This is a genomic window from Reyranella sp. (assembly GCF_052439685.1).
Taxonomy (GTDB): Bacteria; Pseudomonadota; Alphaproteobacteria; order Reyranellales; family Reyranellaceae; genus Reyranella.
In genome coordinates this window covers 1-23640 of the sequence record NZ_JBQVQG010000034.1, presented here as the reverse complement: position 1 = coordinate 23640, position 23640 = coordinate 1, and the positions used below count along the sequence as shown (strand labels likewise).

20 protein-coding genes are annotated in these 23640 nt (G+C 66.5%); 14 read left to right on the top strand and 6 right to left on the bottom strand.

The window, feature by feature from the left end; all coding sequences use genetic code 11:
• Positions 1-571 precede the first annotated feature (571 nt).
• The 4 genes from rutA to rutD are packed head-to-tail and all read left to right on the top strand — an operon-like array spanning position 572 to position 3587.
• Entirely contained in the window at positions 572-1675 is a 1104-nt protein-coding gene (gene rutA, locus ACT6UX_RS26765) for a pyrimidine utilization protein A (RefSeq protein ID WP_444778206.1), read from the top strand.
• Positions 1672-2421 carry a pyrimidine utilization protein B gene (gene rutB / locus ACT6UX_RS26760; protein ID WP_444778205.1) on the top strand — a complete coding sequence of 250 codons (750 nt, stop codon included), beginning with the start codon at positions 1672-1674 and terminating at the stop codon, positions 2419-2421. Before rutA ends, rutB begins: the two co-directional genes overlap by 4 nt.
• Positions 2421-2810 (top strand): pyrimidine utilization protein C, encoded by a 390-nt coding sequence (gene rutC / locus ACT6UX_RS26755; protein ID WP_444778204.1) that lies wholly within the window; start codon positions 2421-2423, stop codon positions 2808-2810. The genes rutB and rutC overlap by 1 nt, the downstream gene beginning before the upstream one ends.
• Entirely contained in the window at positions 2811-3587 is a 777-nt protein-coding gene (gene rutD / locus ACT6UX_RS26750) for a pyrimidine utilization protein D (protein ID WP_444778203.1), read from the top strand.
• A gap of 68 nt (positions 3588-3655) precedes the next feature.
• Here rutD and ACT6UX_RS26745 read toward each other — a convergent pair whose 3' ends face one another.
• Together ACT6UX_RS26745 and ACT6UX_RS26740 are read right to left on the bottom strand one after the other, a co-directional pair.
• Positions 3656-4954, bottom strand: coding sequence for an MFS transporter (locus ACT6UX_RS26745; RefSeq protein ID WP_444778202.1), 1299 nt, complete (start codon positions 4952-4954; stop codon positions 3656-3658).
• A 130-nt stretch (positions 4955-5084) separates the two neighbouring features.
• Positions 5085-6149 carry an Ldh family oxidoreductase gene (locus ACT6UX_RS26740; protein ID WP_444778201.1) on the bottom strand — a complete coding sequence of 355 codons (1065 nt, stop codon included), beginning with the start codon at positions 6147-6149 and terminating at the stop codon, positions 5085-5087.
• Positions 6150-6342: 193 nt separating this feature from the next.
• On the opposite strand from ACT6UX_RS26740, the gene ACT6UX_RS26735 reads away from it, so the two are divergent.
• Positions 6343-7278 carry a tripartite tricarboxylate transporter substrate-binding protein gene (locus tag ACT6UX_RS26735; protein WP_444778200.1) on the top strand — a complete coding sequence of 312 codons (936 nt, stop codon included), beginning with the start codon at positions 6343-6345 and terminating at the stop codon, positions 7276-7278.
• Here ACT6UX_RS26735 and ACT6UX_RS26730 read toward each other — a convergent pair.
• Positions 7275-7733, bottom strand: a complete 459-nt coding sequence (locus ACT6UX_RS26730) for a hypothetical protein (protein ID WP_444778199.1) — start codon at positions 7731-7733, stop codon at positions 7275-7277. The two genes, ACT6UX_RS26735 and ACT6UX_RS26730, sit on opposite strands and share 4 nt — an antisense overlap.
• Before the next feature lie 200 nt (positions 7734-7933).
• Here ACT6UX_RS26730 and ACT6UX_RS26725 point away from each other — a divergent pair, with 200 nt between their 5' ends.
• On the top strand, positions 7934-10285 hold the full coding sequence (locus tag ACT6UX_RS26725; RefSeq protein ID WP_444778198.1) for a molybdopterin-containing oxidoreductase family protein: 2352 nt from the start codon (positions 7934-7936) through the stop codon (positions 10283-10285).
• 173 nt (positions 10286-10458) lie between these two features.
• The gene (locus tag ACT6UX_RS26720; protein WP_444778197.1) at positions 10459-10980 is read left to right on the top strand and encodes an SET domain-containing protein-lysine N-methyltransferase; all 522 of its coding nucleotides are present in this window, start codon (positions 10459-10461) and stop codon (positions 10978-10980) included.
• A 221-nt stretch (positions 10981-11201) separates the two neighbouring features.
• Here ACT6UX_RS26720 and ACT6UX_RS26715 read toward each other — a convergent pair whose 3' ends face one another.
• The 3 genes from ACT6UX_RS26715 to ACT6UX_RS26705 are packed head-to-tail and all read right to left on the bottom strand — an operon-like array spanning position 11202 to position 16245.
• Positions 11202-13673: a GcvT family protein gene (locus ACT6UX_RS26715; protein ID WP_444778196.1), complete on the bottom strand. Its 2472-nt coding sequence runs from the start codon at positions 13671-13673 to the stop codon at positions 11202-11204.
• Complete coding sequence (locus tag ACT6UX_RS26710) at positions 13670-14611, bottom strand: CobW family GTP-binding protein (protein ID WP_444778195.1); 942 nt, start codon at positions 14609-14611, stop codon at positions 13670-13672. The genes ACT6UX_RS26715 and ACT6UX_RS26710 overlap by 4 nt, the downstream gene beginning before the upstream one ends.
• Positions 14608-16245 carry an amidohydrolase gene (locus tag ACT6UX_RS26705; RefSeq protein ID WP_444778194.1) on the bottom strand — a complete coding sequence of 546 codons (1638 nt, stop codon included), beginning with the start codon at positions 16243-16245 and terminating at the stop codon, positions 14608-14610. The genes ACT6UX_RS26710 and ACT6UX_RS26705 overlap by 4 nt, the downstream gene beginning before the upstream one ends.
• Before the next feature lie 120 nt (positions 16246-16365).
• On the opposite strand from ACT6UX_RS26705, the gene ACT6UX_RS26700 reads away from it, so the two are divergent.
• The 7 genes from ACT6UX_RS26700 to ACT6UX_RS26670 form a co-directional block, all read left to right on the top strand.
• Positions 16366-17346 (top strand): GlxA family transcriptional regulator, encoded by a 981-nt coding sequence (locus ACT6UX_RS26700; RefSeq protein WP_444778193.1) that lies wholly within the window; start codon positions 16366-16368, stop codon positions 17344-17346.
• Between the two features lie 102 nt (positions 17347-17448).
• A complete protein-coding gene (locus ACT6UX_RS26695; RefSeq protein ID WP_444778192.1) occupies positions 17449-19026 on the top strand; it encodes an ABC transporter substrate-binding protein in 1578 nt (525 codons plus the stop codon).
• A 7-nt stretch (positions 19027-19033) separates the two neighbouring features.
• On the top strand, positions 19034-20008 hold the full coding sequence (locus ACT6UX_RS26690) for an ABC transporter permease (RefSeq protein ID WP_444778191.1): 975 nt from the start codon (positions 19034-19036) through the stop codon (positions 20006-20008).
• 50 nt (positions 20009-20058) lie between these two features.
• Positions 20059-20874: an ABC transporter permease gene (locus ACT6UX_RS26685; RefSeq protein WP_444778190.1), complete on the top strand. Its 816-nt coding sequence runs from the start codon at positions 20059-20061 to the stop codon at positions 20872-20874.
• Positions 20874-21872: an ABC transporter ATP-binding protein gene (locus ACT6UX_RS26680; RefSeq protein WP_444778189.1), complete on the top strand. Its 999-nt coding sequence runs from the start codon at positions 20874-20876 to the stop codon at positions 21870-21872. Before ACT6UX_RS26685 ends, ACT6UX_RS26680 begins: the two co-directional genes overlap by 1 nt.
• Positions 21869-22876: an ABC transporter ATP-binding protein gene (locus ACT6UX_RS26675; protein WP_444778188.1), complete on the top strand. Its 1008-nt coding sequence runs from the start codon at positions 21869-21871 to the stop codon at positions 22874-22876. Before ACT6UX_RS26680 ends, ACT6UX_RS26675 begins: the two co-directional genes overlap by 4 nt.
• A gap of 92 nt (positions 22877-22968) precedes the next feature.
• On the top strand, positions 22969-23640 hold a 672-nt coding region (locus ACT6UX_RS26670), incomplete at its 3' end, for an aminotransferase class III-fold pyridoxal phosphate-dependent enzyme (protein ID WP_444778187.1).

The following is a 23640-nucleotide window of genomic DNA, read 5'->3' as shown; positions in this document are numbered from 1 at the left end:
AGGGCGACGTAGAAGATGAAAAGCGTCCCCAACACGACGAGGATCACGACCGAGGCCGGTACGAGGTATCGCGAGTAGCGCAGGCGGGGCCGCATGCGGTAGTCATTCTCCGGGAGCAGACCGCACCTCCGGATCCTTCATGATCGACCCCTGTGCCGGTCGGCGCGGGTATGAGCCACCGAAGGGGGACGTCGTCCTGCCCGCGAGAAGTTGTTGCGCGAGGACGATGGTCAATAGGCAAAGCGGCACGCCCACGAAAACGATGACGTCCACGATTGTCAGATAGTCAAGCAATGTCCCCGATGACTGCATGGCAAGTCCTTCGAATGATTGCTTGAGTTTGCCCTGCTGCCGGTCGATCGACCTTGCTCCAGATCAAAGCCGTCGCCCCCCACGTACCTACGCGGGGCAGGCCATGCTGCTTCACCAGCAAGCGTGCAGCTTGATCCGCACCGGGTTGGATACCGATGCAACTCCCGGGCCATCGCGGCGCATCGCGCGAACTATAGAAAGTGACCAGGCCGACGGCATTTGGGAAACTCCTTGGAGTCATCGTCCCTGGAGGCGGCACTTGGAAATCGGCGTATTCATTCCGATCGGCAGCAACGGCTGGATCGTCTCGACGACATCACCGCAATACAGGCCGAGCTTCGAGCTGAACAAGCAAACCACGCTCAATGCGGAGAAGTATGGATTCGACTTCGCCCTGTCGATGATCAAGCTGCGAGGCTTCGGCGGCAAGAGCGAGTTCTGGGACCACAATCTCGAGTCCTTCACCCTGATGGCCGGCCTCGCCGCCGTGACATCCCGCATCAAGCTCTATGCGACGGTGCCGACGCTCGCGATCCCGCCGGCGATCGCCGCCCGCATGTGCTCGACGATCGATTCTATTTCGAACGGCCGGTTCGGCCTCAACGTCATCACCGGCTGGCAGCGGCCCGAATACTCGCAGATGGGCATCTGGCCGGGTGACGAGTATTTCGGCCGCCGCTACGACTTCGCCGCCGAATACGTCCAGGTGATGCGTGAGCTGTGGGAGACCGGCACGTCCAACTTCAAGGGCGAGTTCTTCAGGATGGAGGACTGCAAGCTGAGCCCGCGCCCGCAACAGCCGATGAAGGTGATCTGCGCCGGCCAGAGCGACGCCGGCATGGCCTTCACGGCGAAGTACGCCGACTACAATTTCTGCTTCGGCAAGGGCTTCAATACGCCCACCGCCTGTGCCGAAACCGTCGAGCGCATGCAGAAGATTGCTGCCGGCACGGGGCGCGATATCGCGACCTATGCGCTGTTCATGATCATCACCGGCGAAACCGATGCCGAGGCGGAAGCCAAGTGGCAGCACTACAAGGACGGCGCGGATCTGGAAGCCCTCGCATGGCTGACCGATCAGGGCAGCGCGGACAAGAAGTCGGGTGCCGACACCAATGTGAAACACATGATCGACCCGAAGTCGGCAGTGAACCTGAACATCGGACTCCTCGTCGGCAGCCACGCCAAGGTGGCGCGGATGATGGACGAGGTCGCGACGATCCCCGGCCTGGCGGGTACCTTGCTGACCTTCGATGAGTTCGTGAGCGGCACCGAGATCTTCGGCGAACGCATCCAGCCGCTGATGAAGAGCCGCCGGCATATCGCCTCGGCTGTCGCCCCTGTCGCGGAGGCCGGCGAATGAGCAAGCCCGTCAGCTACTTCCCGCCCGACGATCCGAACGCCCGCCATCTGGAGGCGCAGCCGGAGTCGCTGCTGTTTCGCCCGCAGGAGACCGCGCTCATCGTCGTCGACATGCAGAACGCCTATGCCTCGAAAGGCGGCTATCTCGATCTCGCCGGCTTCGATGTCGCGGGTGCCGCGGCGGCGATCGAGAAGACGCAGCAGGCGTGTGCCGCCGCCCGCGCGGCGGGCGTGACGGTCATCTATTTCCAGAACGGCTGGGATCCCGACTATGTGGAGGCAGGCGGCCCCGGCTCGCCCAACTTCCACAAGTCGAACGCGCTCAAGACCATGCGGGCGAAGCCGGAACTGCAGGGCAAGCTGCTGGCCAAGGGCGGCTGGGATTACGAGCTGGTACAGGAACTGCAGCCGCAGGCCGGCGACATCGTGGTGCCCAAGCCACGCTACTCAGCCTTCTACAACACCAACCTCGACAGCATTCTGCGGTCGCGCGGCATCCGCTCCCTCGTATTCACGGGCGTCGCGACCAACGTATGCGTCGAGTCGACGTTGCGCGACGGGTTCTTCCTCGAATATTTCGGCGTGGTCCTGCACGACGCCTGCCACCATGCCGGTCCGGACTTCGTGCAGAAGGCGTCCCTCTACAACATCGAGAAGTTCTTCGGCTGGGTCTCCTCCGTCGAGGCGTTCGAGAAGGCGCTGAAGGACAACACCAATCCGACGCTGACGACCAAGGGAGCACAGTGATGCCGATGAAGCCCGTAATCCCGCCCGGTTCCGGCAAGACCCTGGCGCCTTACTCGCCCGGCGCGATGGCCGACGGCATCGTCTATGTCTCCGGGACGCTGGCGCTCGACAAGGAAACCAACGTCGTTCACGTGGGCGATGCCGCCAAGCAGACCGAGTTCGTGCTCGAACAGATCAAGTCGGTAATCGAGGCGGCCGGCGGCACGATGGCCGACGTCACCTTCAACCAGATCTTCCTGACGGACTGGGCGAATTACGCGGCCATCAACACCGTCTATGCGACGTATTTTCCCGGCGACAAGCCCGCGCGCTACTGCATCCAGTGCGGCCTGGTGAAGAAGGACGCGCTGGTCGAGATCGCCACGACGGCACATGTCGGCAGGGCTTGAGTGAGCGTCGACGTCCTCGAAAGCACCCGCGAGGGTGCGCCGACCGTCCTGCTGTCATCCGGCCTGGGCGGTGCGGCGGGCTACTGGACGCCGCAGCTCGACGCGTTGCGCGCGCGGTTCCGCGTGATCACCTACGACCAGGCGGGAACGGGCCGTGCCAGGCGGGACCTGCCGGAGGATTACACGATCGGCGCCATGGCCGACGACGTGCTGGCGATCCTCGACGAGACCAAGACCGGGGCCTGCCACTTCGTGGGACACGCGCTCGGCGGACTGGTCGGGCTGGATCTCGCCCGGCGGACGCCGCAGCGGCTCACGTCGCTCACCGTCGTGAACGGCTGGGCGACGGCAGACGAGCATACGAAGCGCTGCTTCGAGGCGCGGCTCCTGTTGCTGGACCATGCCGGCCCTGGTGCCTATGTGCGGGCCCAGCCGATCTTCCTCTACCCGGCCCTGTGGCTGGCGCAGAATGCGGAACGGGCGCGTAGGGAAGACGCGCACGGGCTGGCCCATTTCCAGGGAGAGGAGACCCTGCGTCGCCGCATAGGCGCGCTTCTGCACTTCGACGCGACCGCGGCCCTCGCGGCCATCCGGACGCCGGCCTTCGTCATGGGCGCACGGGACGATGTCCTCGTTCCTGTCAGCAAGTCAGAAGAGCTGGCCGCCAGTCTGCCGAATGCGCTCCTGCACGTGGCCGACTATGGCGGCCATGCCGTGAACGTCGTCGAGCCGGACGCGTTCAATGCTGCTCTTCTCGACTTTCTGAGCCGCTCCTGAGGGCGAAACCGGACCGGCTTGAGTCTCGCCATTCTTCTCGCCACTTCTCCATCGTCGGCACCTCCAGCCTAAGGGCTGGCGGCGGCCCAGCGGGAGGGCGCTCCCCTGGCATGGTCCTCCGGCAGGCTCTCGTCATTGTGCCGCCACAGCGGATGCAAGGCGATCACGGCCAGGGAAAGAGCCGCACTGACCGCGATCACGAGGGCCGGCGCCATCAGGAGGCCGGCGCGATCGACCAGATACTCGCACAGGAGGGGCGCCAGGCCGCCGAGGGCCCCCGTGGCCAGGCTGTAGCTGAAGGCCATGCCCGTGACGCGGACACGCCGCGGCAGGAGCGTCACCATCATGGCCGAGAAGGCACCGATGAAGAGTCCCTGCCCAACGCCCAGCAGCATGCTGCCGAACGCCATCAGCGCGAAGTTGCCGCTCAGCATCAACTGAAACGCCGGCCATGCGACCGTGACCAACACCACCAACCCGATCATCGCCGTGCGACGGCGGCCGATCTGGTCGCCCATCCAGCCGCCGGAGAGTGCCGCCACACAGATCGCCATGAGGCCGAACATATTGGCAATCAAAGCCTCGGATGTGGGCGTGGATGAGTGCCGTGCGATCCACGGTACCACGTACATGAAACCGACGAACGAGACGATCGCGGTGGAGATGTTGGCCAGGCCGATCGCCAGCATCTGGCGCCAGTAGCCGGTGAAGGCCTCGCGCAGTGGCGAGCGGCTCTTCTTTTCGACCCGTTCCGGCGCCAGCGAGTGGCGCAGCACGATGCCGATGCCCGTCAGGACGACGCTGGCGAGGAATGGCAGGCGCCATCCCCAGTCGTGCATCCGCTCCTCGCCCAAAGCCAGTGTGGTGAGGTACGTCATCACCGTGCCGAGCAGCAGACCGCCCACGGCCCCGAGCGGTCCGAAGCTGCCGGCGACGCCGCGGCGACGGGTTGGGCTGGATTCGATCAGGAAGACCACGGCCGATGCATATTCGCCGCCGACCGACAGGCCCTGCAGCATGCGCAGGACGACCAGGATCACGGGGGCCGCGACGCCGATGGTGGCATAGGTCGGCATCAGGCCGATGATCAGGGTCGGCAGGGCGATCAACAGCACCGACAGCTGCAGCGCAGCCTTGCGGCCGAAGCGGTCGCCGATGGTGCCGAACAGGATGCCGCCCAACGGCCGCATCAGCATGCCCGAGGCGAAGGCACCATAGCTCGCCAGCATTGCCGTCACGCTGTCGCCGGCGGGAAAGAAATGCTCGGCCACGAACACCGCGAGGTATGCGTAGATGATGAAGTCGTAGAACTCGATCGTGTTGCCGATCGCACCGGCGAACAGGTTCTTTCTTTCCGACCTTGTCATGCTCGGGGTCCGCACCTTGACGGGGAGCCGTGTCGACGGCCGCGTCAAGCTCCCGATCGTTCACCTTTTGACGAGCACCCCGTCCTGTGACAAGCGCGATTGTCCTTAAAGTGGCAGCTCGTTCGGGTCGTCAGCCCTCCATGATCCACTCGGCGCCCGAGGCGAGCGCGATCTCCTTGACCTTTGCGAGCAGGTTGGAGCCGACGGGGATACCGGTCTTCATGCGCGCGGCGGCGATGCGGCGCTCGGGATCGCCCGCCACCTGCACCGGCTTCGCCGGATCGGCCGGCCGGGTGGCGCGCAGCGTGTCGCAGAAGGCGGCGACGTCGGCCTGGAAGTCGGCGGTGTCGCGGAACATGCCGGGATCCATCGCCAGGAAGAAATGGCCGATGTCGATCGGACCGGGCCGCGTGTTGCGCGTCGGATCCGTCACCATCACGCCACCCGACAAGGCCGAACTCAGGATGTTGACCATGGCGCCGAGGCCGTAGCCCTTGTGGCTGCTACCTTCGGGCGTGCCGCCGAGCGGCGTCATGAAGCCGCCCTTGCTGACTTCGTGCGGGTCGGTGCTGGGCAGGCCATCCTTGGTCACCAGCCAGCCGGTCGGTGTCTGAAGCTTCTCGTTCGCCTTGTTGCGGATCTTGCCGGCGGCGACGGTCGTGGTCGCCATGTCGAGCAGGAATGGTTCGCCCGGCTTGGCCGGCGCGGCGAAGGCGATCGGATCGGTGCCGAGGCGAGCCTGCGCGCCGTTGGTGGGTGCCATGTTGATGCCGCTCGCCGAGGTCGTCGCCAGGCCAATGAAGCCGGCGTCGACTGCCTGCAGCACATAGAAGCCGCAGGCGCCGAAATGGCCGGAGTTGCGCACGGCTGCCACGCCGATGCCGGTCTTCTTCGCCTTGTCGATGGCAATCTCCATGGCGCGGCGTCCGGTGGGATGGCCGAGGCCGCCGCCGCCGTCGACCAATACCGACACCGGCGTCTCCTTCACGATCCGCGGCTCGGCACGCACGTCGAGCTTGTCGGCGCGCCGGCGCTCGTCGTAGGGCGGCACCATCGAGATGCCGTGCGTGTCGATCCCGTGCAGGTCGGCCCAGCTCATGATCTCCGCCGTGCCGGCCGCCGTCTCCTTCGGCATGCCCCAGGCCTCGAGGATCAGTTCGAGCTGCTTGCGGTGGGTTTCGTACGACGCGGGCATGCTTCTTTCTCCCTGTTCTCGCGGCGCCCTTCTCTGGGCCGCGAATGCTGCTTCTCGCCATTCTCCTTCGGCGGCGCCCCTGCACGCAAACTTCATCAGGTAGCTGCACCGTCTTTCTTGCGAGGGCGTCGATGATATGTTGATTGTCGGCGCGCTAGAGCATCATTGATGCAGATATCGAAGGAGTGCGTACATGCGTGTTGATCGGCGCCGGGCATTGGTTATCGGCCTCACCGCTCTGGGGGCCGTCCCGTTCGGTCGCGCATGGGCGAATGCACCGCTCGAAATCCTCCATGGCTATACGGCTGGCAGCGTAACCGGACAGGTTGCCCGGTTCATCGGTTCGGTCCTGGCGAGCAAGGGACGGCCAGCGCCGACCGTCCGGGCGATGCCGGGCGACCACGGCTTCGGTCCCGTGGCGCCCTTCCTGGCGGCCGCTGCAGGGGACCGGCTGCTCGTCGCCGATACGCTCACGCTGATGATGAACGGCGTGGCACAGGGCAAGCTGTCCGACGTGGAGCGGTTGGTCCCCGTCGCCAAGGTGACCAACGGCTATTCGACGGCTTTGATCGCGAGCGCCACGAGTGGTCTGAAGAGCTGGGCGGACGTTGTTTCCGCCGCCCGCGGACGTGGGCTCGCACTCGCCGGTTCGGGACGCCTGTCGGCCTATGGACCGGCACTGGCCTGGGTTGCCGCGGCCGCGCCGGGCGTGACCGACATAGATGCGCCCGGTAACGATCGGATCATCGAAGCCGTGCGGAGCGGCTCGGCGGGAATCGGCATCGTGACGACGGACTCCATCGCTGCCGTCGCGGCACGCGGCGGCGAGGCACCCACCGTTCTCGCCACCTTCGGGGCCGCCCGGTCGCTGGCCTTCCCCGCGGTGCCGACGTTTGCGGAGCTCACGGGCGACCGGCATCGCGCCTATACCTTCAGCTATTCCGTCTTTGCGCCGCCGGGATCGGCCGCATCTTTCGTCGGGAGCATCGCCCGCGACCTGGCGGGTCCGTTCCCGGAGACCCTCGTCGCCCCGCTGGGCCAGCTGGGCACGCGGGTCGCCGCGGGCGATGCGCCGCTGGTTCGGGAGACGATGCAACGCGATCTCCGTGTGGCCCGCTCCTTCCTCTAGCGGCGTGCGGGGCAGAGCGACAGGTACAAGAAGAACGCCATAACCGGCAGCGTGAACCAGTTGAGCGCGGCGCCCGGCGCCGTGCCCATCGTCGTGATCGGCTTGAGGGTTCCGGCCAGCCCGCGCAACACCGGCTCGAGCGTGAAGACCAGCAGCACGAGCGGCACCGTTCCGCGCCAGCGCAGCAGCAGCACCCACAGCAGCAGCGCGAGGAGCAGCTGGATCGCCCCCCACTGGCCGAACATCGCCACGATGTTCGATCCGCCGTCCACGGCGACGTCGATGGTGGCGATCGACTGCGCGCCCCCGTCCGCCGAGAACAGATGGATGCAGGAGCGCACGGTGACGACGCAAAGCCAGACGATCGCCAGCCAGAAGGACAGCAACGGCCCATCGTAGCGAGCGGGGTTGACGGGCAATAGCCGCGCGGGCGAGGGCCACCAGGACGAAGGCATGGAGATTGTGCTTTCCGTTCCGACAAGTTCAGCGGTGCTTATCCCACATTCTCCGGGTGGCTTGCCAAGTCGCCCTTGGGAAGGGGTATCCATTGCTTTCGATGTGTTCTTCCGCGCCCTACACTCGGGCTCGCGTCGGCCGGCGATCGGTGCCGCCAGTCCGCGACGATGGCGACCGTCGCCCGATGGGGAGATTGCAGATGGATGGAGCGCAGAGGATCGCGGCCTTTTGCACGCAGTGCCGGTCGCGCTGCGGCTGCGTCGCCGTCGTGGAAGACGGGCGCCTGCAGGGGATCGAGCCTTTGCCGAGCCATCCCACCGGCCAGGCGCTCTGTCCCAAGGGACGGGCGGCGCCGGAACTCGTCTATCATCCCGACCGGGTGACGCGCCCGCTCCGCCGCACGCAGCCGAAGGGCGCCGCCGATCCCGGCTGGACGCCGATCGGCTGGGACGAGGCGCTGGCCGAGATCGCCGCGCGCCTCTCTGATATCCAAGCGGCGCACGGCGCCGAACAGGTTGCCTTCTCTGTCACCACGCCCAGCGGGTCGCACATTTCGGATTCGATCTCATGGATCGAGCGATTCATCCGTGCCTACGGCAGCCCGAACACGATCTACGGAACCGAGATCTGCAACTGGCACAAGGATTACGCCTCGCGCTTCACCTACGGCTACGATATCGGAACGCCGGATTTCGCCAGTTCCGGCTGCATCGTGCTGTGGGGCAACAATCCCGCCGCGACCTGGCTCGCGCGCCAGGTGGAGATCCAGAAGGGCCTGAAGCGCGGCGCGCGCCTGGTGGTGATCGACCCGCGGCCGACGGCGCTGGCGAAGCGGGCGACCCAGTGGCTGCGCGTGCGCCCCGGCACCGACCAGGCGGTTGCCCTCGGGCTCGCAAACCTGCTGGTCTCGAGCGGACGCTTCGATCGCGCGTTTGCCGCGACCTGGACGAACGCCAGCCTGCTGGTGCGCTCGGATACCGGCCGGTTCCTGCGCGAGAGCGACCTTCGGGCCGATGGTCGAAGCGACATTCTTTTTTCCCATGCCGGCGAGGGCCTGATGGCTTTCGATCCGGTGAGCGGAAGCTGGGCGGAAACTGACGTCGCGCCCGCCTTGCGCTGGCAGGGCATGGTCGAGACGTCGACCGGACCCGTCCCGTGCCACACCGCGCTGGAATCGTTCGCGCGGGCCGCCGCCGAGTATCCACCGGAGCGAGTCGCCGACGTGAGCGGGATCGAGCCCGGCGAACTTGCGAAGGCTGCCGATATCATCGCCGGCGCCAGCTCGGTTTCCTATTACGCCTGGAACGGTGTCGGGCAGAGCGTCACGGCCACCCAGACTGATCGGGCAATCTCGATTCTCTACGCGCTTACCGGCAGCTATGGCCGCAAGGGCGGCAACGTGCCTGGTGGCGCGGCGCCCTTCGCCGATATTTCGGGCCAGGATCTGCTGTCGGCGACACAGCGCGCCAAGGCGCTCGGTCTCGCCGAGCGGCCCCTCGGTCCCGGCCTGCAGGGCTGGGTGACGGCCCGCGACGTCTACAAGGCGGTGCTCGGGAAGGCGCCCTATCCGGTGCGCATGCTGATGTCGTTCGGCACCAATCTCCTGGCGTCGCAGCCTGATACGGAGACCGCCCGCAAGGCGCTGACCGCGCTGGAATTCCACGTCCATGCAGACTTCTTCGTCAACGCGACGGCCCGCTATGCCGACATCATCCTGCCCGCTGCCACCTCGTGGGAGCGGGAAGGGCTGCGCACCGGCTTCGACGGCAGTCTCGAGGGGCTGCGGCACGTCCAGCTGCGACCCGCGGTCGTCGCGCCCGTCGGCGAGGCCCGCTACGACACCGACATCGTGATGGGGCTGGCCGCGCGGCTCGGCCTTGGGGATCGCATGTTCGATCTCGACGTCGATCGCGGTCATGATGCGGTTCTGGCCCGGACGGGATTGACCGTGGAGAGGCTGCGCCGTTCTCCGGAAGGCATCGTGGTCGAAGGAGTAGTGCCGGTCGATGCCCAGTCGACCGCGCAGGACGGTCATCCACGCGGCTACCCGACCCCGACCCGCAAGATCGAAATCTACTCGGAGCGGCTGCTGCTCTCCGGCCACCGGCCAATCCCGGAACTCGACACCAACGATCTCGTGCCGGCCGAACCGGGTTACCCGTTGCGGCTCGGCAGTGCCAAGAGCGTCGCCTACTGCCACAGCCAGCATCGCAACATCGCCTCGTTGCGCCGGCTGGTGCCCGATCCGATCCTGGAGATTGCGCCGGCCGATGCTGCGGCCCGCTCGATCGTGCAGGGCGACTGGGTTCGTATCCGGACGCGGAGCGGAGACGCGGTCGCCCGTGCCGCCCTCGTGCCGGGGCTCGCCTCGGGGGCCGTGTTCGGCCAGCATGGCTGGTGGGTCGATGGGGGTGACGGCACGCCGTACGATCGCAATCATCCCCTGGCAGCAAACCTGAACGGCGCGATCGGCACCGACCGGGCGGATCCGGTCAGCGGGTCGATCCCGCTACGATGCTCATGGTGCGAGATCGAGAAGGTGGCGAACTGATTGCAGAAGAAGTCTGGATGTCTGCCTCTTCAACATCACCGGATGTTCGAGCTTCGCTACTTGATGGGCCACGGGCCGATCGGGTATTGCCACGTCCCCCTCTGCACGCAGCTGTTCGGCGAGAAGTAGGCCCTTTGCGATCAAATCGAGTTCCAGAAGTTCCATCTCCCGAATTGACGCCGGACCGTCGGCTTGAGCACGACGGCAACGAACTCTTTTCCGACAGCGAGCGCGCGACAAGGCGGCGCACGTCGAGAACGACGTCGGGTGGAGCGGATCCGGTCGTCGGGAAGAAACGCCGGCGAGGCAAGCGTGTCGCCGCCCCTCTGACCGTCCGACCGTATCAGGTCACCGCGATACCCGGTCGTGGCCTCGGGCTCACCGCCTGCTCCATCATCGCGCCGCGGACCAAGATCGATGACTGCTTCACCTGGGAACTGCCCCGGCGGGACATCAAGCATGTCACCGAGACGGTCCTGAACGGCAATTACTTCGACCATCCCGTCAACGCCCAGCGCGGCCTGATCGCCATTGGTCACGTTTCCCTGATCAATCACGATCCGGAGCCCAACTGTGAATGGCGGATGGTCGAGGTCCATGACCGCTGGATGATCGAGGTCTGGTCCATCCGCCGCCTCGCCAGTGGCGAGGAGCTGACCTTCGACTACGGGTACGACCCGACGGCGAAAGACTGACTGCGTTTTGGTCTCGTCGAGCGTGCAGGATGCGCTCACAGGCGCAACTCGCCGAACGGCCACTGGAGTGGCTCAACCTGGCAGCATTCGATTGGTCGGGAAGATGGCAGGTAGCGCGGCTGCACATCTCAAAGCCCAATTTTCAGGGCTTTGGGTGAGCGCGGTTGCCTCCGATGCAGAACTTCTCGACGAGGCGTTCGGGGCGCAGCGCAGACAATGCGTTATTGCCGGATGCGGATGTTCATCGGATCGTAGAGCGGCTTCAAACTGGCGATAGCGGCTACCTTCTCGCCAGCGACCTCGATCTCATAGCGCGAGGCAAGGAGATCAGCATCCGACGTGCCTGTCTCACGGGGGACGTATCCCAAGCCTATCGCAGCGCCTAGGTGATGGCCGTACCCTCCTGATGCCAGATAGCCGACGACCTTGCCGTCCTGCAAGACCGGCTCGGCATGATAAAGGAGGGGCTGCGGATCGATGAGCTGGAACTGCAGAAGGCGACGGCTGAGACCGGCCTGCTTCTTCTGCATGACGGCGGCGCGTCCGAGGAAGTCGCCAAACTTGCCGGGCCGCTTGTCGACCTTCACTGCGAACCCGAGGCCTGCTTCGAGGACGTGATCCTCGTCGCTGATATCGTGGCCGAAGTCACGATAGGCCTTTTCGAGCCGCAGCGAGTTCATGGCATGCACGCCGACGAGGCGAAGGCCGTGCTTCGCACCGGCACCGACGAGGAAATCGAATATCTGCCGGGCGAATTCGGTCGGCATGTAGAGTTCCCAGCCCAGTTCGCCGACATAGGTGATGCGGTGGGCGCGCACCAGCGCCATGCCGAGTTCGATCGTGCGGGCTGTGGCGAAAGGAAAGGCCGCGTTCGACAAGTCTGCTGTCGTGAGTGATTGCAGGAAGTCGCGCGAGCGTGGCCCCATCACGGCAAGGCAGGCTTCGCCGCTCGTGACGTCGAGGGCGGTGCAGTTGGCTTCCGCCGGGATGTGGCGCCTCAGCCAGGCGAGATCGCGGGTCACCGCTGCGGCGGCCGTGATCACCAGGAACGAATGCTCACCCAAGCGGGTGACGGTGAGGTCGGCCTCGATCCCGCCGCGCTCGTTCAGCCACTGCGTGTAGACCATGCGGCCTGGTTCGACAGCGATGTCATTGGCCGAAATGCGCTGCAAGACCGCCTCGGCGTCGCGGCCTTCGACGCGGAACTTTCCGAAGGCGCTCATGTCCAGCATGCCGAGGCCGGTTCGGACGGCGCGATGCTCCTCGGCGGAGAATTCGAACCAGTTCTGGCGCTGCCACGAATAGCGATAGGCGGGGGCCACGCCGGCCTCGCGCCGTTCGGCCGGCTGGAACCAGTGCGCACGCTCCCAGCCTGCCGTCTCGCCGAAGCAGGCGCCGCATTCCTTCAGGCGCTCGTAGAAGGGGGTGTGGCGCACGCCCCGCGCCGAGGTGAACTGCCGGTAGGGGAAATGGTCGGCGTAGAGGAGCCCCAGCGTCTCCGTCACGCGGGCCTCGATGAAGGATTTCGTCGACTGGTAGGGGAAGGTCCGCCGCACGTCGACGTCCCACAGGTCGAACGGCGGGGCGCCGCCGACGATCCATTCGGCCAGTGCCTTGCCGGCACCGCCGGCCGACTGGATGCCGACCGAATTGAAGCCGCAGGCGACGAAGAAATTCCGGACGTCCGGGGCCTCGCCCAGCAGGTAGCGGTCGTCGTGGGTGAAGCTCTCGGGTCCGTTGAAGAACGTATGGATCCCGGTCTTCTCCAGGATGGGCATCCGCCGGGTCGCCATCTCGAGGATCGGCGCGAAATGGTCGAAGTCCTCGGGCAGCTGGTCGAAGCAGAAGTTTTCGGGAATCCCATTTGTTGCCCAGGGTTTCGCGACCGGTTCGAAGGCCCCCAGCAGGATCTTGCCGGCGTCCTCCTTGTAGTAGGCGCACTCGTCGGGCACGCGCAGCACCGGCAGGGTGCGCGACAGGCCGGGGACCTGTTCGGTGACGATGTAGAAATGTTCGCAGGCCTGCAGCGGCAGGGGCACACCCGCCATCCTGCCGACGGTGCTGCCCCACATGCCGGCGCAATTGACGACGAACTCCGCCGCGATCGGGCCGCTGTCGGTGGTGACGCCGGTTACCCGGTCGCGATCCTTCGTGATCCCGGTCACCCGGGTACGCTCGAAGATCTTCACACCGAGCTGGCGTGCGCCCTTGGCGAGGGCCAGCGCGATGTTGGTCGGATCGCCCTGGCCGTCCTTCGGCAGAGTCACCGCGCCGACCACGCCCTCGATGTCGAGCAATGGATGGAGCGCGGCCGCCTCCGCGGGCGAGATCGTCTCGATCTCGACGCCGAAGGATCGCGCCATGGATGCGCCGCGTTTCAGCTCCTCCAGGCGCTCCCCGGTGAGCGCGACGGTCAGCGAGCCGTTGCGCCTGAAGCCGGTCGCCAGGCCGGTTTCGTCTTCGAGCCGGCCATAGAGTTCCTGACTGTACTTGGCGAGTTTGGTCATGTTGGCGGTCGCGCGAAGCTGCGCGATCAGTCCCGCCGCATGCCAGGTCGTGCCCGAGGTGAGATGCTGGCGCTCCAGCAGGACGATGTCGTTCCAGCCGAGCTTCGCGAGGTGATAGGCGACCGAACAGCCGATGACGCCGCCACCGATGATGACGACGCGGGCGTGGCTTGGCAGGGCGTTCAAGACTGGGTCCTGTTCTGGAGAAGACAGGCGCGAAAGGCGCCGTCGAGTTGCGTTCTGTCGAGTGCGCCGGCCCGTCCGATCACGACGACCTCGGCGCCTGTCGTATCCGGCGCACCGTCGAGCGGATCGAGGCTGACGACCTCGCCGGCACGGTGCAGAGCGACATGGCCGCCTGACCTCATCGCCAGGATGCCCTTCACGCGCACGACTCCCTCCGGCAGCCCGGCGACGACGGCGCGCAAGGCCTCGATGTCGACCGGCGCGTCGCTGCTCCAGTGATGACTGTCGAAGAGGGCGGAGGCTGGGGCGGCCTCGGCCGACGTGCAGGCGGGGAGGCCTCGGCGCCGAGACGTGCCCCCGGCGAACAGATGCCCGGCGTCCACGCGCCCTTGCAACACTTCGATCAGGCGCGCGCCCGGCGCCTGTGCCGCGGCGAAGGTGCGGGCCTGCTCCAGGCCTGTCGGATCGGCGAGGTCGATCTTGGTCAGGACGACGAGGTCGGCCGCGGAGAGTTGGCGGCGCACCAGGGGCCCCACGAACTTGTCGCGGGCGCGGGCCCGCACCGTGGCGGCATCCGCCACCACCACCGTGGCGCCGCGAGACAGGCCGGGCGATCCCGCGAGGGCCGCGATGCGGCCCGGATCGGCCACGCCACTCGCCTCGATCACGATCTGCTCGTAGCGGTCGGCACGGCCGGCGAAGCGATCCAGCGCCACCGCGAGATCGCCGGCGACCGAGCAGCAGGCGCAGCCGTTCGCCAGGGTGACGACATCGTCGTCGCGCGAGACGATCAGCTTCTCGTCGATCGAGATCGCACCGAAATCGTTGACCAGCACGCCGATGCGCAGCCCGTGGTCGCCCGCCAGCAGGCCGTTGACCAGGGTCGTCTTGCCGGCGCCGAGATAGCCGCCGATGGTCGTGACGGGGACGGGAGTCATCGCTTGCCCAGCGGATAGGGCTGGCCTTCGAACACCGTGCCCCAGATGGGAATGTCGCGCAGGTCCAGCGGGGCGACTTCGCAGGGATCGGCTTCGAGCACGGTGAAGTCGGCCTTCTTGCCGCTGCTGATGCTGCCGATCTCGTGTTCGAGGCCCAGCACGTAGGCGGCGTTGATGGTGATTGCCTGCAGCGCCTCGTCGAGCGAAACCCGCTCCTGCGGGCAGAGCACGTCGCCGGCGGCGTTCACGCGGTTGAGGGCGATCCAGGCATTCTGCAGCGGCCGGGCCGGCGCCATGGTGAAATCCGAGTGCAGCGCGAACGGCACGCGGTGGCGCGACAGAGAGCCGAGGCGAACCATCTGGCTGGCCCGCTCGTGGCCCACACCGCGGCGTGCATAGATGTCACTCAGCTCGTACACGTAATAGGGATTGGCCGAGACGAGGGCGCCGAGATCGGCGATGCGCCGCGCCTGGGCGGGGGTCGAGATGCCGAAATGCTCGATCGTGAACCGGTGATTGATGCGCGGGCGCTCCCATTGCAGCTTCTCCAGCGTATCGAGCGCCAGCTCGACGCCGAGATCGCCCGTGCAATGGACGTGGATGACGTAGCCGTCGTTCCAAAGCGCGCGGGCCGCCTTTTCGAACGCCTCCGGCGCCATCAGCCATTCGCCATCGTGGCCGTCGATATAGCCGGGGCCGCCCAGCTGCATCAGCTGCGAGAAGAAGGCGCCGTCGGTGAACAACTTGACGTGTTTGCCGAAGCGCAGCCGGCGCCGGTTGCGCTCGGGAAGCGCCGCGAGCTGCTCCTGCCGCAGGCCCGTGCCGGCAAAAGCCACATGTGGGACGAACTCGACGCGGAAGGGTGTGTCGTCGTTGTCGAAGGCCGCGACCGAGGAAGCCCATTCGGCTTCGTGATCGAAGATGCCGAACGCCATGTCGCCGACCGTCGTGTGGCCGCCGAGATGGATGACCTCGGCGGTGCGCTTCATCGCCGGGCCCCGGCGCTGTGGCGACAGGAGGTAGGCGGAGAGCTTCGCGCGGACGAAGCGGTTGCCGGCCTCGTAGAAGTGGCCACGGTCGATATCGACCTGGTGGGCGCCCCGCAGCTTTTCCCGGTCGAGTTCGAAATAGTCGAGCGCGGCGTCGTTCATGATCGTCTCGTGAAACGACCGGTGGACGAGAATCAGGGGGCGCGTCCTGGAGATCGCGTCGAGGTCCTTGAGCCAGATCTCGCCATGCCAGTCGCGATGGTAGCCCCAGGTGAAGATCGGCTCTTTGGGATCGGCATTCGCCGCGTGCAACTCCTTCAGGCGGGCCAGGAAGGCTTCGCGGGTCCGCACCGGCGCCACCGTCCGGTCGGGCAGCTGCCACTCCATGGCGGTGATGAATTCGCACTGGAGCAGATAGGCCGCCATCGAGGGATGGAGGTGCGGGTCGATGAAGCCCGGCATCAGCACGTGCTTCTCGAAAGTCCGGTCGATCGTGTGCGGATGGGCCTCGAGCCACGGCCGCAGGGTTTCCAGCGTGCCGACCTCGACGATCGTGCCGTCGCGCACGGCGACGGCCGTGGCCTCGGGCAACGACGGCTCCATGGTCCGGATCTTGCGGGCGACGAAGACGGTTATTCTCGACATGAGCTGCACCCCCGACGGATGGCCGCGCGGGCCGTCCGCGCAAATAGTCTAGGGCAGCGTCGAGGCCGCTATGTATACTTTTGGGCCAGATCCGTGTCCGATTTGGCCGGAGCCTTCTCGATGCCGTCCCTCTCTCCCAAGCTTCCCGCCAAACCGGTCGCCGAACTCTTGCCGAGCCCGGTCGCGGTTCTGCTGATCCCGGAGTTCACGTCGATCGCTCTGTCATCGATCATCGAGCCACTGCGCATCGCCAACCGCTACATCTCGCGGCCGTATCGCTGGGTGCTGGTATCGGCCGACGGCGAGCCGGTGCCTGATCGCAACGGGGTGAAGGTCGCGGTCGACAGTGCGCTGGGCGACCTCGGCAGCATCGGCACCCTGCTGGTCGTCGCCGATGCCCAGCCGACGCGGCGCCTCGAACGGGCGATCCTGCCGACCCTGCGGCGGCTCGCCCGCGCCGGCGCGACCGTCGGCGGCGTCGATACCGGCCCCCTCGTCCTGGCGCGCGGCGGTTTGCTCGACGGCCTCTCGGCGACCGCCCATTGGGAAGTCCTGCAGACCTTTCGCGAGCAGTTTCCCAAGGTGAACGTGACCGAGCGCCTGTTCGAGGTCGGCAACAGGCGCTGTACCTGCGCGGGCGGGTCGGCGGCGCTCGATCTCGTGCTCAAGGACATCGAACTCCGGTTCGGCAGCCAGCTCGCCCTGAGAGTGTCGGAGCATTGCATGCACGGGCTGCCGCGTCCGGCCGGGGCGGCGCAGCGGGATCTGCCCGGCGGGGTCGGCGCCCGGCACGGACGCAAGCTGGCGCGTGCCATGCAGATGCTGGAGGAGGACGGTACCCGCCTCACGCGCATGGACACGGTGGCGCAGACGATCGGCGTGTCGCGGCGCCAGCTCCAACGCATCTTCGCCGACAAGCTCGCCACCAGCCCGGCCCGGTTTCGCCGCAAGGTCCGGCTCGACCGGGCGCACCAGATGCTGGCCAACGCCGAGGCCTCGGTGACCGAAGTCGCGATGGCGACGGGCTTCAAGTCGCGTTCCTACTTCTGGCGCTGCTACCGAAAGGAATTCGGACGGTCGCCCAGCAGCGACAAGCGCTGAAGAAGTTTTGGCGCAAAAGGAGACGTTCCCTGCCGAAACGTGCACGTTTGCGGGACGTGTGAAGCTATCGTTTCAGCCTGGGCACAGGTTGGGGGACAAGCCATGCGGCGAGCGATAGCGGCTCTCATCACGACTTTGGCCGTTGCGGCCGCGGCGACGGCTTCGGCCCAGGAACCCAGGCGTGGCGGCACCTTGGTGATGGGCCAGTCGACGGGTACCACCAGCTTCAACAATGCCGTCGGGTCGGGAACCGGCATCATGGTGCCGGGCGCGCAGATCTTCGCCAGCCCGGTGATGCACGACGACAAGTGGAATCCCAAGCCGTACCTCGCCGAGTCGTGGGAGCTCTCGCCCGATGCTCTCTCGATGACGCTGCATCTGCGCAAGGACGCGATCTTTCACGACGGCAAGCCGATGACTTCAGAGGATGTCGCCTTCTCTATCCTGACGATCCGCGACAACCATCCCTTCAACACGATGCTGGCGCCGGTCGAGCGGGTCGACACACCCGACGCCACCACCGCCATCATCCGGCTGAAGCATCCTCACCCCGCGCTGCTCTACGCCATGGGCCCGCCGCTGATGCCGATCCTGCCCAAGCACATCTATGGCGACGGCCGGCCGATCAAGACCCATCCCAACAATTCCCGGGACGTCGTGGGCTCGGGCCCCTTCAGGCTGGTGGAGTTCAAGCCGGGCGACCAGATCGTGCTCGAGCGGTTCGACAGGTTCTTCATCAAGGACCGGCCCTATCTCGACCGCATCATCCTGAAGACCTACCCGGACTCGCAGACCTCGATCCTCGAACTCGAGGCGGGACGGCTCCTGTTGCAGCCCTTCTTCAACCGCGTGCTCGAACTCGACCGCGCCAAGGCCAATCCGCAGCTCGTCATCACCAACGAGGGCTACGCGGCGGTGGGCGGAATCAACTGGCTGCTCTTCAACAACAAGCGCAAGCCGTTCGATGACGTGCGGGTGCGCCAGGCCTTCGCCTATGCCATCGACCGCGACTTCATCGTCAAGGCGCTGCACAAGGGCCTGTCGAAGGTGGCGACCGGTCCGATCCATAGCGGCTTTCCCCAGTATTCGCCGGATGTCACCAAATACAGCCTCAATCTCAAGAAAGCCGAAGAGCTGCTCGACGCGGCGGGCCTCAAGAAGGGGCCGGACGGCATCCGTCTCAAGGTGACATGCGACTACTATCCCGGTGACGAAGACGGCCAGAAGCGGCTGGCGGAGTACATGAAGCCGGCGCTGAAGCGGGTCGGCATCGAGGTCGAGGTCCGTGCGCCGGCCGACTTCGCGGCGTGGGCCAAACGCATGGCCACCAAGGACTTCGACATCAGCATGGATGCGGCCTTCGCGTGGGGCGACCCGGTGATCGGCGTCAACCGAACCTACCTCTCGACCAACATCCGGCCGCTGGTCTTCACCAACAACGCCCAGTACGAGAACCCCAGGGTCGACGAACTGCTCAACGCCGCCGGTCGCGAGCCCGATGAAGCCAAGCGCAAGCTTCTCTATGGCGAGTTCCAGAAGATCGTCACGGCGGACCTGCCGCTGTTCTGGCTGACCGAGCTGCCCTATCACACGATCTACAACAAGCGGGTCCACAATCCGCCGACGACCATCTGGGGCACGGCATCGCCGATGCTGGACGTCTGGCTCTCCGACAAATAGGGCCGATGTGGCGCTGATCCTCTTCCTGGCGCGGCGCCTGTTCTATGCCGCGATCCTCGTGATCGCGGTCCTGATCCTGAGTTTCCTGCTGATCCGGCTGGCACCGGGCGATCCGGTCGACACGCTGGCAGGGCAGATGGGCGGGATGACGGAGGAGATTCGGGCCGACCTGCGCCGCGAATACGGCCTCGACAAGCCTACCCTGGCACAGCTCGGCATCTACCTGGAGCGATTCGCCTCCGGCAATCTCGGCTACTCCTATTTCTTCAACCTTCCGGTCCTGTCGCTGATCCTGCAGCGCCTGCCGGCGACCCTGCTGCTGGTGCTGACGGCATTGGTGGCGGCGGTTGTCAGCGGCACGACCCTGGGCGTGCTGGCCTCGCGCCGGCCCAATGGCCTTCTCTCGCAGTTCATCACCGTAATCTCGGTGATCGGCTATTCCGCACCTGTGTTCTGGACGGGCATGCTGCTGATCATTCTGTTCGCTTCGGTCCTTCCCATCCTGCCGGTTTCGGGGATGACCGCGGCGGCGGTGAGCGGTGGCTGGCTGCTCGATTCGCTCGATGTCGCCCATCATCTCGTGCTGCCGGCCCTGTCGCTGGCGGTTGTCTATCTCGCCCAGTACAGCCGGCTGACCCGGGCCAGCATGCTCGACGTGCTGGGCTCGGACTATGTTCGCACGGCGCGAGCCAAGGGGCTGGAGGAGCGAAAGGTCTTCTTCAAGCATGCCTTCCGCAACGCCGTGCTGCCGATCATCACCATCGTCGGCCTTCAGTTCGGCAACCTGCTGGCCGGTGCCATCGTGGTCGAGACGGTCTTCAACTGGCCGGGCCTCGGCCGTCTCGCCTTCGATTCGGTGCTGCGCCGGGATTATCCGACCCTGCTCGGCCTGCTCTTCTTCTCCTCGCTGCTGGTGATCGTGGCCAACCAGCTCGTCGACGTCTGCTATCGCCTGGCCGACCCCCGGATCAAGGCGTCATGAGCGTCGCGGGAGTCCCGAGGACGGAGCATCCTTCGCTGGAGGCGATGCGCATGTTCGCCCGCAGCCCGGTGGCGGTGGGTGGTCTGGTGCTGCTGATCGCCATCCTGCTGGTGAGCCTGGTCGGACCCCTGGTCTATGTCGCCGATCCCTTCGACATCGTGGCCGCGCCGCTGTCGCCGCCCCTCAGCGAAGGCGCGCCGCTGGGCGCCGACCAGCAGGGCAGGGACGTGCTGACCGGCCTGATCTATGGCGGACGGGCAACCCTGACGGTCGGCGCCGCGGCGGCGCTGATCTCCGTCGTGATCGGGATCGCGATCGGCGCGGTCGCCGGCTATTTCGGCGGCACGGTCGACGAGGTGCTGATGCGCTTCACCGAGTTCTTCCAGGTCCTGCCGTCGTTGCTCTTCGCCATGGTGCTGGTGACACTGTTTTCGCCGACCCTGACCACCGTCGTGCTGGCGATCGGGGTGGTGAGCTGGCCTGGCACGGCGCGCCTCACGCGCGCGGAGTTCCTCAAGATCAAGCAGTACGATTTCGTCGCCGCCGAACTGGCAATCGGGGCGCGCCGCGGCCGCATCATGTGGAAGGTGATCCTGCCCAATGCGCTGCCGCCGCTGGTCGTCTCCGCCACCCTGGCCGTCGGCACGGCCGTGCTTTTCGAAGCCAGCCTGTCGTTCCTGGGGCTGGGCGATCCCAACCGCATGAGCTGGGGCCTGATGATCGGGTCGAGCCGCTCCTACATGCTGTCGAGCTGGTGGGCCGTGACCTTCCCCGGCCTGATGATCTTTCTCACCGTGCTGGCCGTCAGCCTGATCGGCGACGGGCTGAACGATGCCCTGAATCCCAAGCTGCGGGAGCGTCGCTGATGACCGGCGCCGGCACGCCTCTGCTCGAGATTTCGGGGCTTTCGGTGGAATTCGCGGGCGGCGGCCGCACGGCGCGCGTGCTGAACGACGTGGCCCTCGTGGTCGCGGCAAACGAGACCCTGGGGATCGTGGGCGAGTCGGGCTGCGGCAAGAGCATGACCGCGCTGGCCATTCTGCGGCTCGTGCCGTCGCCCCCGGGCCGCATCACCGGCGGCCGCATCGTGTTCGAGGGCGAGGATCTCCTCCAGGCGCCGGAGCAACGCTTGCGTGACGTCCGCGGCCATCGCATCGGCATGATCTTCCAGGAGCCGATGACCTCGCTCAATCCGGTGCTGACGATCGGCGACCAGCTTTCCGAGACCCTGATCAAGCACCTGAAGCTCGATAGCCGCGCGGCGCGCGCCCGCTCGATCGAGCTCCTGAAGGCGGTCGGCATTCCCGCGCCAGAGCGCCGGGTCGACGAATATCCGCACCAGCTCTCGGGCGGCATGCGCCAGCGGGTCATGATCGCCATGGCGATCGGCTGCGAGCCGCGGCTCCTGATCGCCGACGAGCCGACCACCGCGCTCGACGTCACCGTCCAGGCGCAGATCTTCGAGCTGCTGCGCGAACTGCGCGCCCGCAGTGGCATGGGGTTGATCCTCATTACCCACGACATGGGCGTGATCGCCGAGATGACCGATCGCGTCGCGGTCATGTATGGCGGCAGGGTGGTCGAGGAAGCACCGACCGCCGACATCCTGTCGGCCCCGGCCCATCCCTATACGCGCGGCCTGATCGCCTGTGTCCCCGACCTCGACGCTGAAGAGGTTTCTGGGGGCGACCTGCTGGAGATCGCCGGCATGGTGCCGTCGGTGTGGGACCTGCCGAAAGGCTGTCCCTTCGCCGACCGCTGCGCCGAGGCGATGCCGCGCTGCGTCGCCGAGATGCCGCCTGCGACCGTCCTTGCCGCCGGTCACCGGGTGGCGTGCTGGCTGCATGAAGGGGCGGAGTCGTGAGCGCGCCCCTGCTATCGGTCCGCGACCTCGAGGTCTATTTCGCCCGGCCGCACTTCAATCCGCTGAAACCGCGCGAGACGGTGCGTGCTGTGGATGGCGTTTCCTTCGATGTCGGGAAGGGCACGACCCTGGGCATCGTCGGCGAATCGGGCTCGGGCAAGACGACGGTCGCACGCGGTCTGCTACGGCTGGTGCCCGTCACCTCGGGCCGGATCGTCCTCGGCAGCACGGACATCACGGCGTTGCGTGGCGAGGAGATGCGCCACATGCGCCGGCACATGCAGTACGTCTTCCAGGATCCGTACTCCTCGCTCAATCCGCGGGTGCGGGCCGGCGCGATCGTCCGCTCGCCGCTCGACGTGCTGGGCATCGGGACGCCAGCCGAGCGCGAGGCGCGGGTCAGCGAATTGTTCGCGGCGGTAGGACTGCGGCCCGAGAGCCAGGGCCTCTTCCCGCATCAATTCTCCGGCGGCCAGCGCCAGCGCATCAACATCGCCCGCGCGCTGGCGCCGGCACCCGACCTGCTGGTCTGCGACGAGCCGGTGTCGGCCCTCGACGTGGCGATCCGCGCCCAGATCCTGAACCTCCTGCAGCAGCTCAAGCGTCGGCTCGGCATCACCTATCTCTTCATTTCCCACGACATGGCCGTGGTGAAGCACGTCGCCGACGAGGTTGCGGTCATGTATCTCGGCCAGATCGTCGAGCGCGCCCCGCGCTCGGCCTTCTTTGCGCGCCCGCTCCATCCGTACAGCGTGGCGCTGATGTCGGCGGTGCCGACCGTGCGCGGCGGACGCGAGCGGGCGGAACGGCGCATTCGCCTGACCGGCGATCCGCCCAGTCCCATCAATCCGCCGCCCGGCTGTCGCTTTGCCGCACGGTGCCCGGTGGCGGAGCCGGCCTGTCGCCAGACCATGCCCGAGCTGCGCGAACTCGTGCCGGGTCAGTGGGTACGCTGCCATCGGGTCGAGGCGGTCGGCGCAGCGATCCGGCGGCCCCTGAGATGAGGCCGGGAGTGATAGGATAGTTCTCACATAGGGCTGCGCGGGCCTGGGCCCGGGCCCAGGCGCTCAATTTTCTACATCGAGAGAGGATGATCATGGACGGACTGCACGCCAACTCGCCGCACGCGCGCGACCAGCGCTATCTGGTGCACCAGCAGACGGAGCTGAAGACCTACCGCGAACAGGGCGGTACGTTGATGGCGCGCGGCAACGGGATCCACGTGATCGACGAGTCGGGCAAGGAATATATCGAGGCGATGGCCGGCCTGTGGTGCGCGTCGCTGGGCTTCTCGGAGAAGCGGCTGGCCGAGGCAGGCTACAAGCAGCTGCTCGATCTGCCCTACTATCATACGTTCTTCGACAAGGGGCATCTGGCCAGCGTCGATCTCGCCGAGAAGCTGCTGTCGATGGCGCCCAAGCCCATGAGCCGCGTGCTGTTCCAGTGCTCGGGCTCCGAGGCCAACGACGCCGCCATCAAGCTGGTCTGGTACTATCACAACGCCATCGGCAAGCCGGAGAAGAAGAAGATCATCGGCCGCGAGCGCGGCTATCACGGCAACACGGTGGCCTCGGTCAGCGTCTCGGGGCAGCCGCACATGCGGGCGGGCTTCGACATCCCGCTGCCGATGTTCAAGCATACCGACAATCCGCACTATTACCGCTTCCACACCGAGGGGGAGACGGAGGAGCAGTTCTCCGATCGCATGGCCGCCAACCTCGAGGCGCTGATCCTGGCCGAAGGGCCGGATACGGTCGCGGCCTTCTTC

Excerpts from the sequence above, each read along its gene's own strand:
- rutB (WP_444778205.1), top strand. The coding sequence starts at position 1,672 with ATGAGCAAGCCCGTCAGCTACTTCCCGCCCGACGATCCGAACGCCCGC.
- rutC (WP_444778204.1), top strand. The coding sequence starts at position 2,421 with ATGCCGATGAAGCCCGTAATCCCGCCCGGTTCCGGCAAGACCCTGGCG.
- ACT6UX_RS26745 (WP_444778202.1), bottom strand. The coding sequence starts at position 4,954 with ATGACAAGGTCGGAAAGAAAGAACCTGTTCGCCGGTGCGATCGGCAAC.
- ACT6UX_RS26740 (WP_444778201.1), bottom strand. The coding sequence starts at position 6,149 with ATGCCCGCGTCGTACGAAACCCACCGCAAGCAGCTCGAACTGATCCTC.
- ACT6UX_RS26735 (WP_444778200.1), top strand. The coding sequence starts at position 6,343 with ATGCGTGTTGATCGGCGCCGGGCATTGGTTATCGGCCTCACCGCTCTG.
- ACT6UX_RS26730 (WP_444778199.1), bottom strand. The coding sequence starts at position 7,733 with ATGCCTTCGTCCTGGTGGCCCTCGCCCGCGCGGCTATTGCCCGTCAAC.
- ACT6UX_RS26725 (WP_444778198.1), top strand. The coding sequence starts at position 7,934 with ATGGATGGAGCGCAGAGGATCGCGGCCTTTTGCACGCAGTGCCGGTCG.
- ACT6UX_RS26710 (WP_444778195.1), bottom strand. The coding sequence starts at position 14,611 with ATGACTCCCGTCCCCGTCACGACCATCGGCGGCTATCTCGGCGCCGGC.
- ACT6UX_RS26705 (WP_444778194.1), bottom strand. The coding sequence starts at position 16,245 with ATGTCGAGAATAACCGTCTTCGTCGCCCGCAAGATCCGGACCATGGAG.
- ACT6UX_RS26700 (WP_444778193.1), top strand. The coding sequence starts at position 16,366 with ATGCCGTCCCTCTCTCCCAAGCTTCCCGCCAAACCGGTCGCCGAACTC.
- ACT6UX_RS26695 (WP_444778192.1), top strand. The coding sequence starts at position 17,449 with ATGCGGCGAGCGATAGCGGCTCTCATCACGACTTTGGCCGTTGCGGCC.
- ACT6UX_RS26685 (WP_444778190.1), top strand. The coding sequence starts at position 20,059 with ATGTTCGCCCGCAGCCCGGTGGCGGTGGGTGGTCTGGTGCTGCTGATC.
- ACT6UX_RS26680 (WP_444778189.1), top strand. The coding sequence starts at position 20,874 with ATGACCGGCGCCGGCACGCCTCTGCTCGAGATTTCGGGGCTTTCGGTG.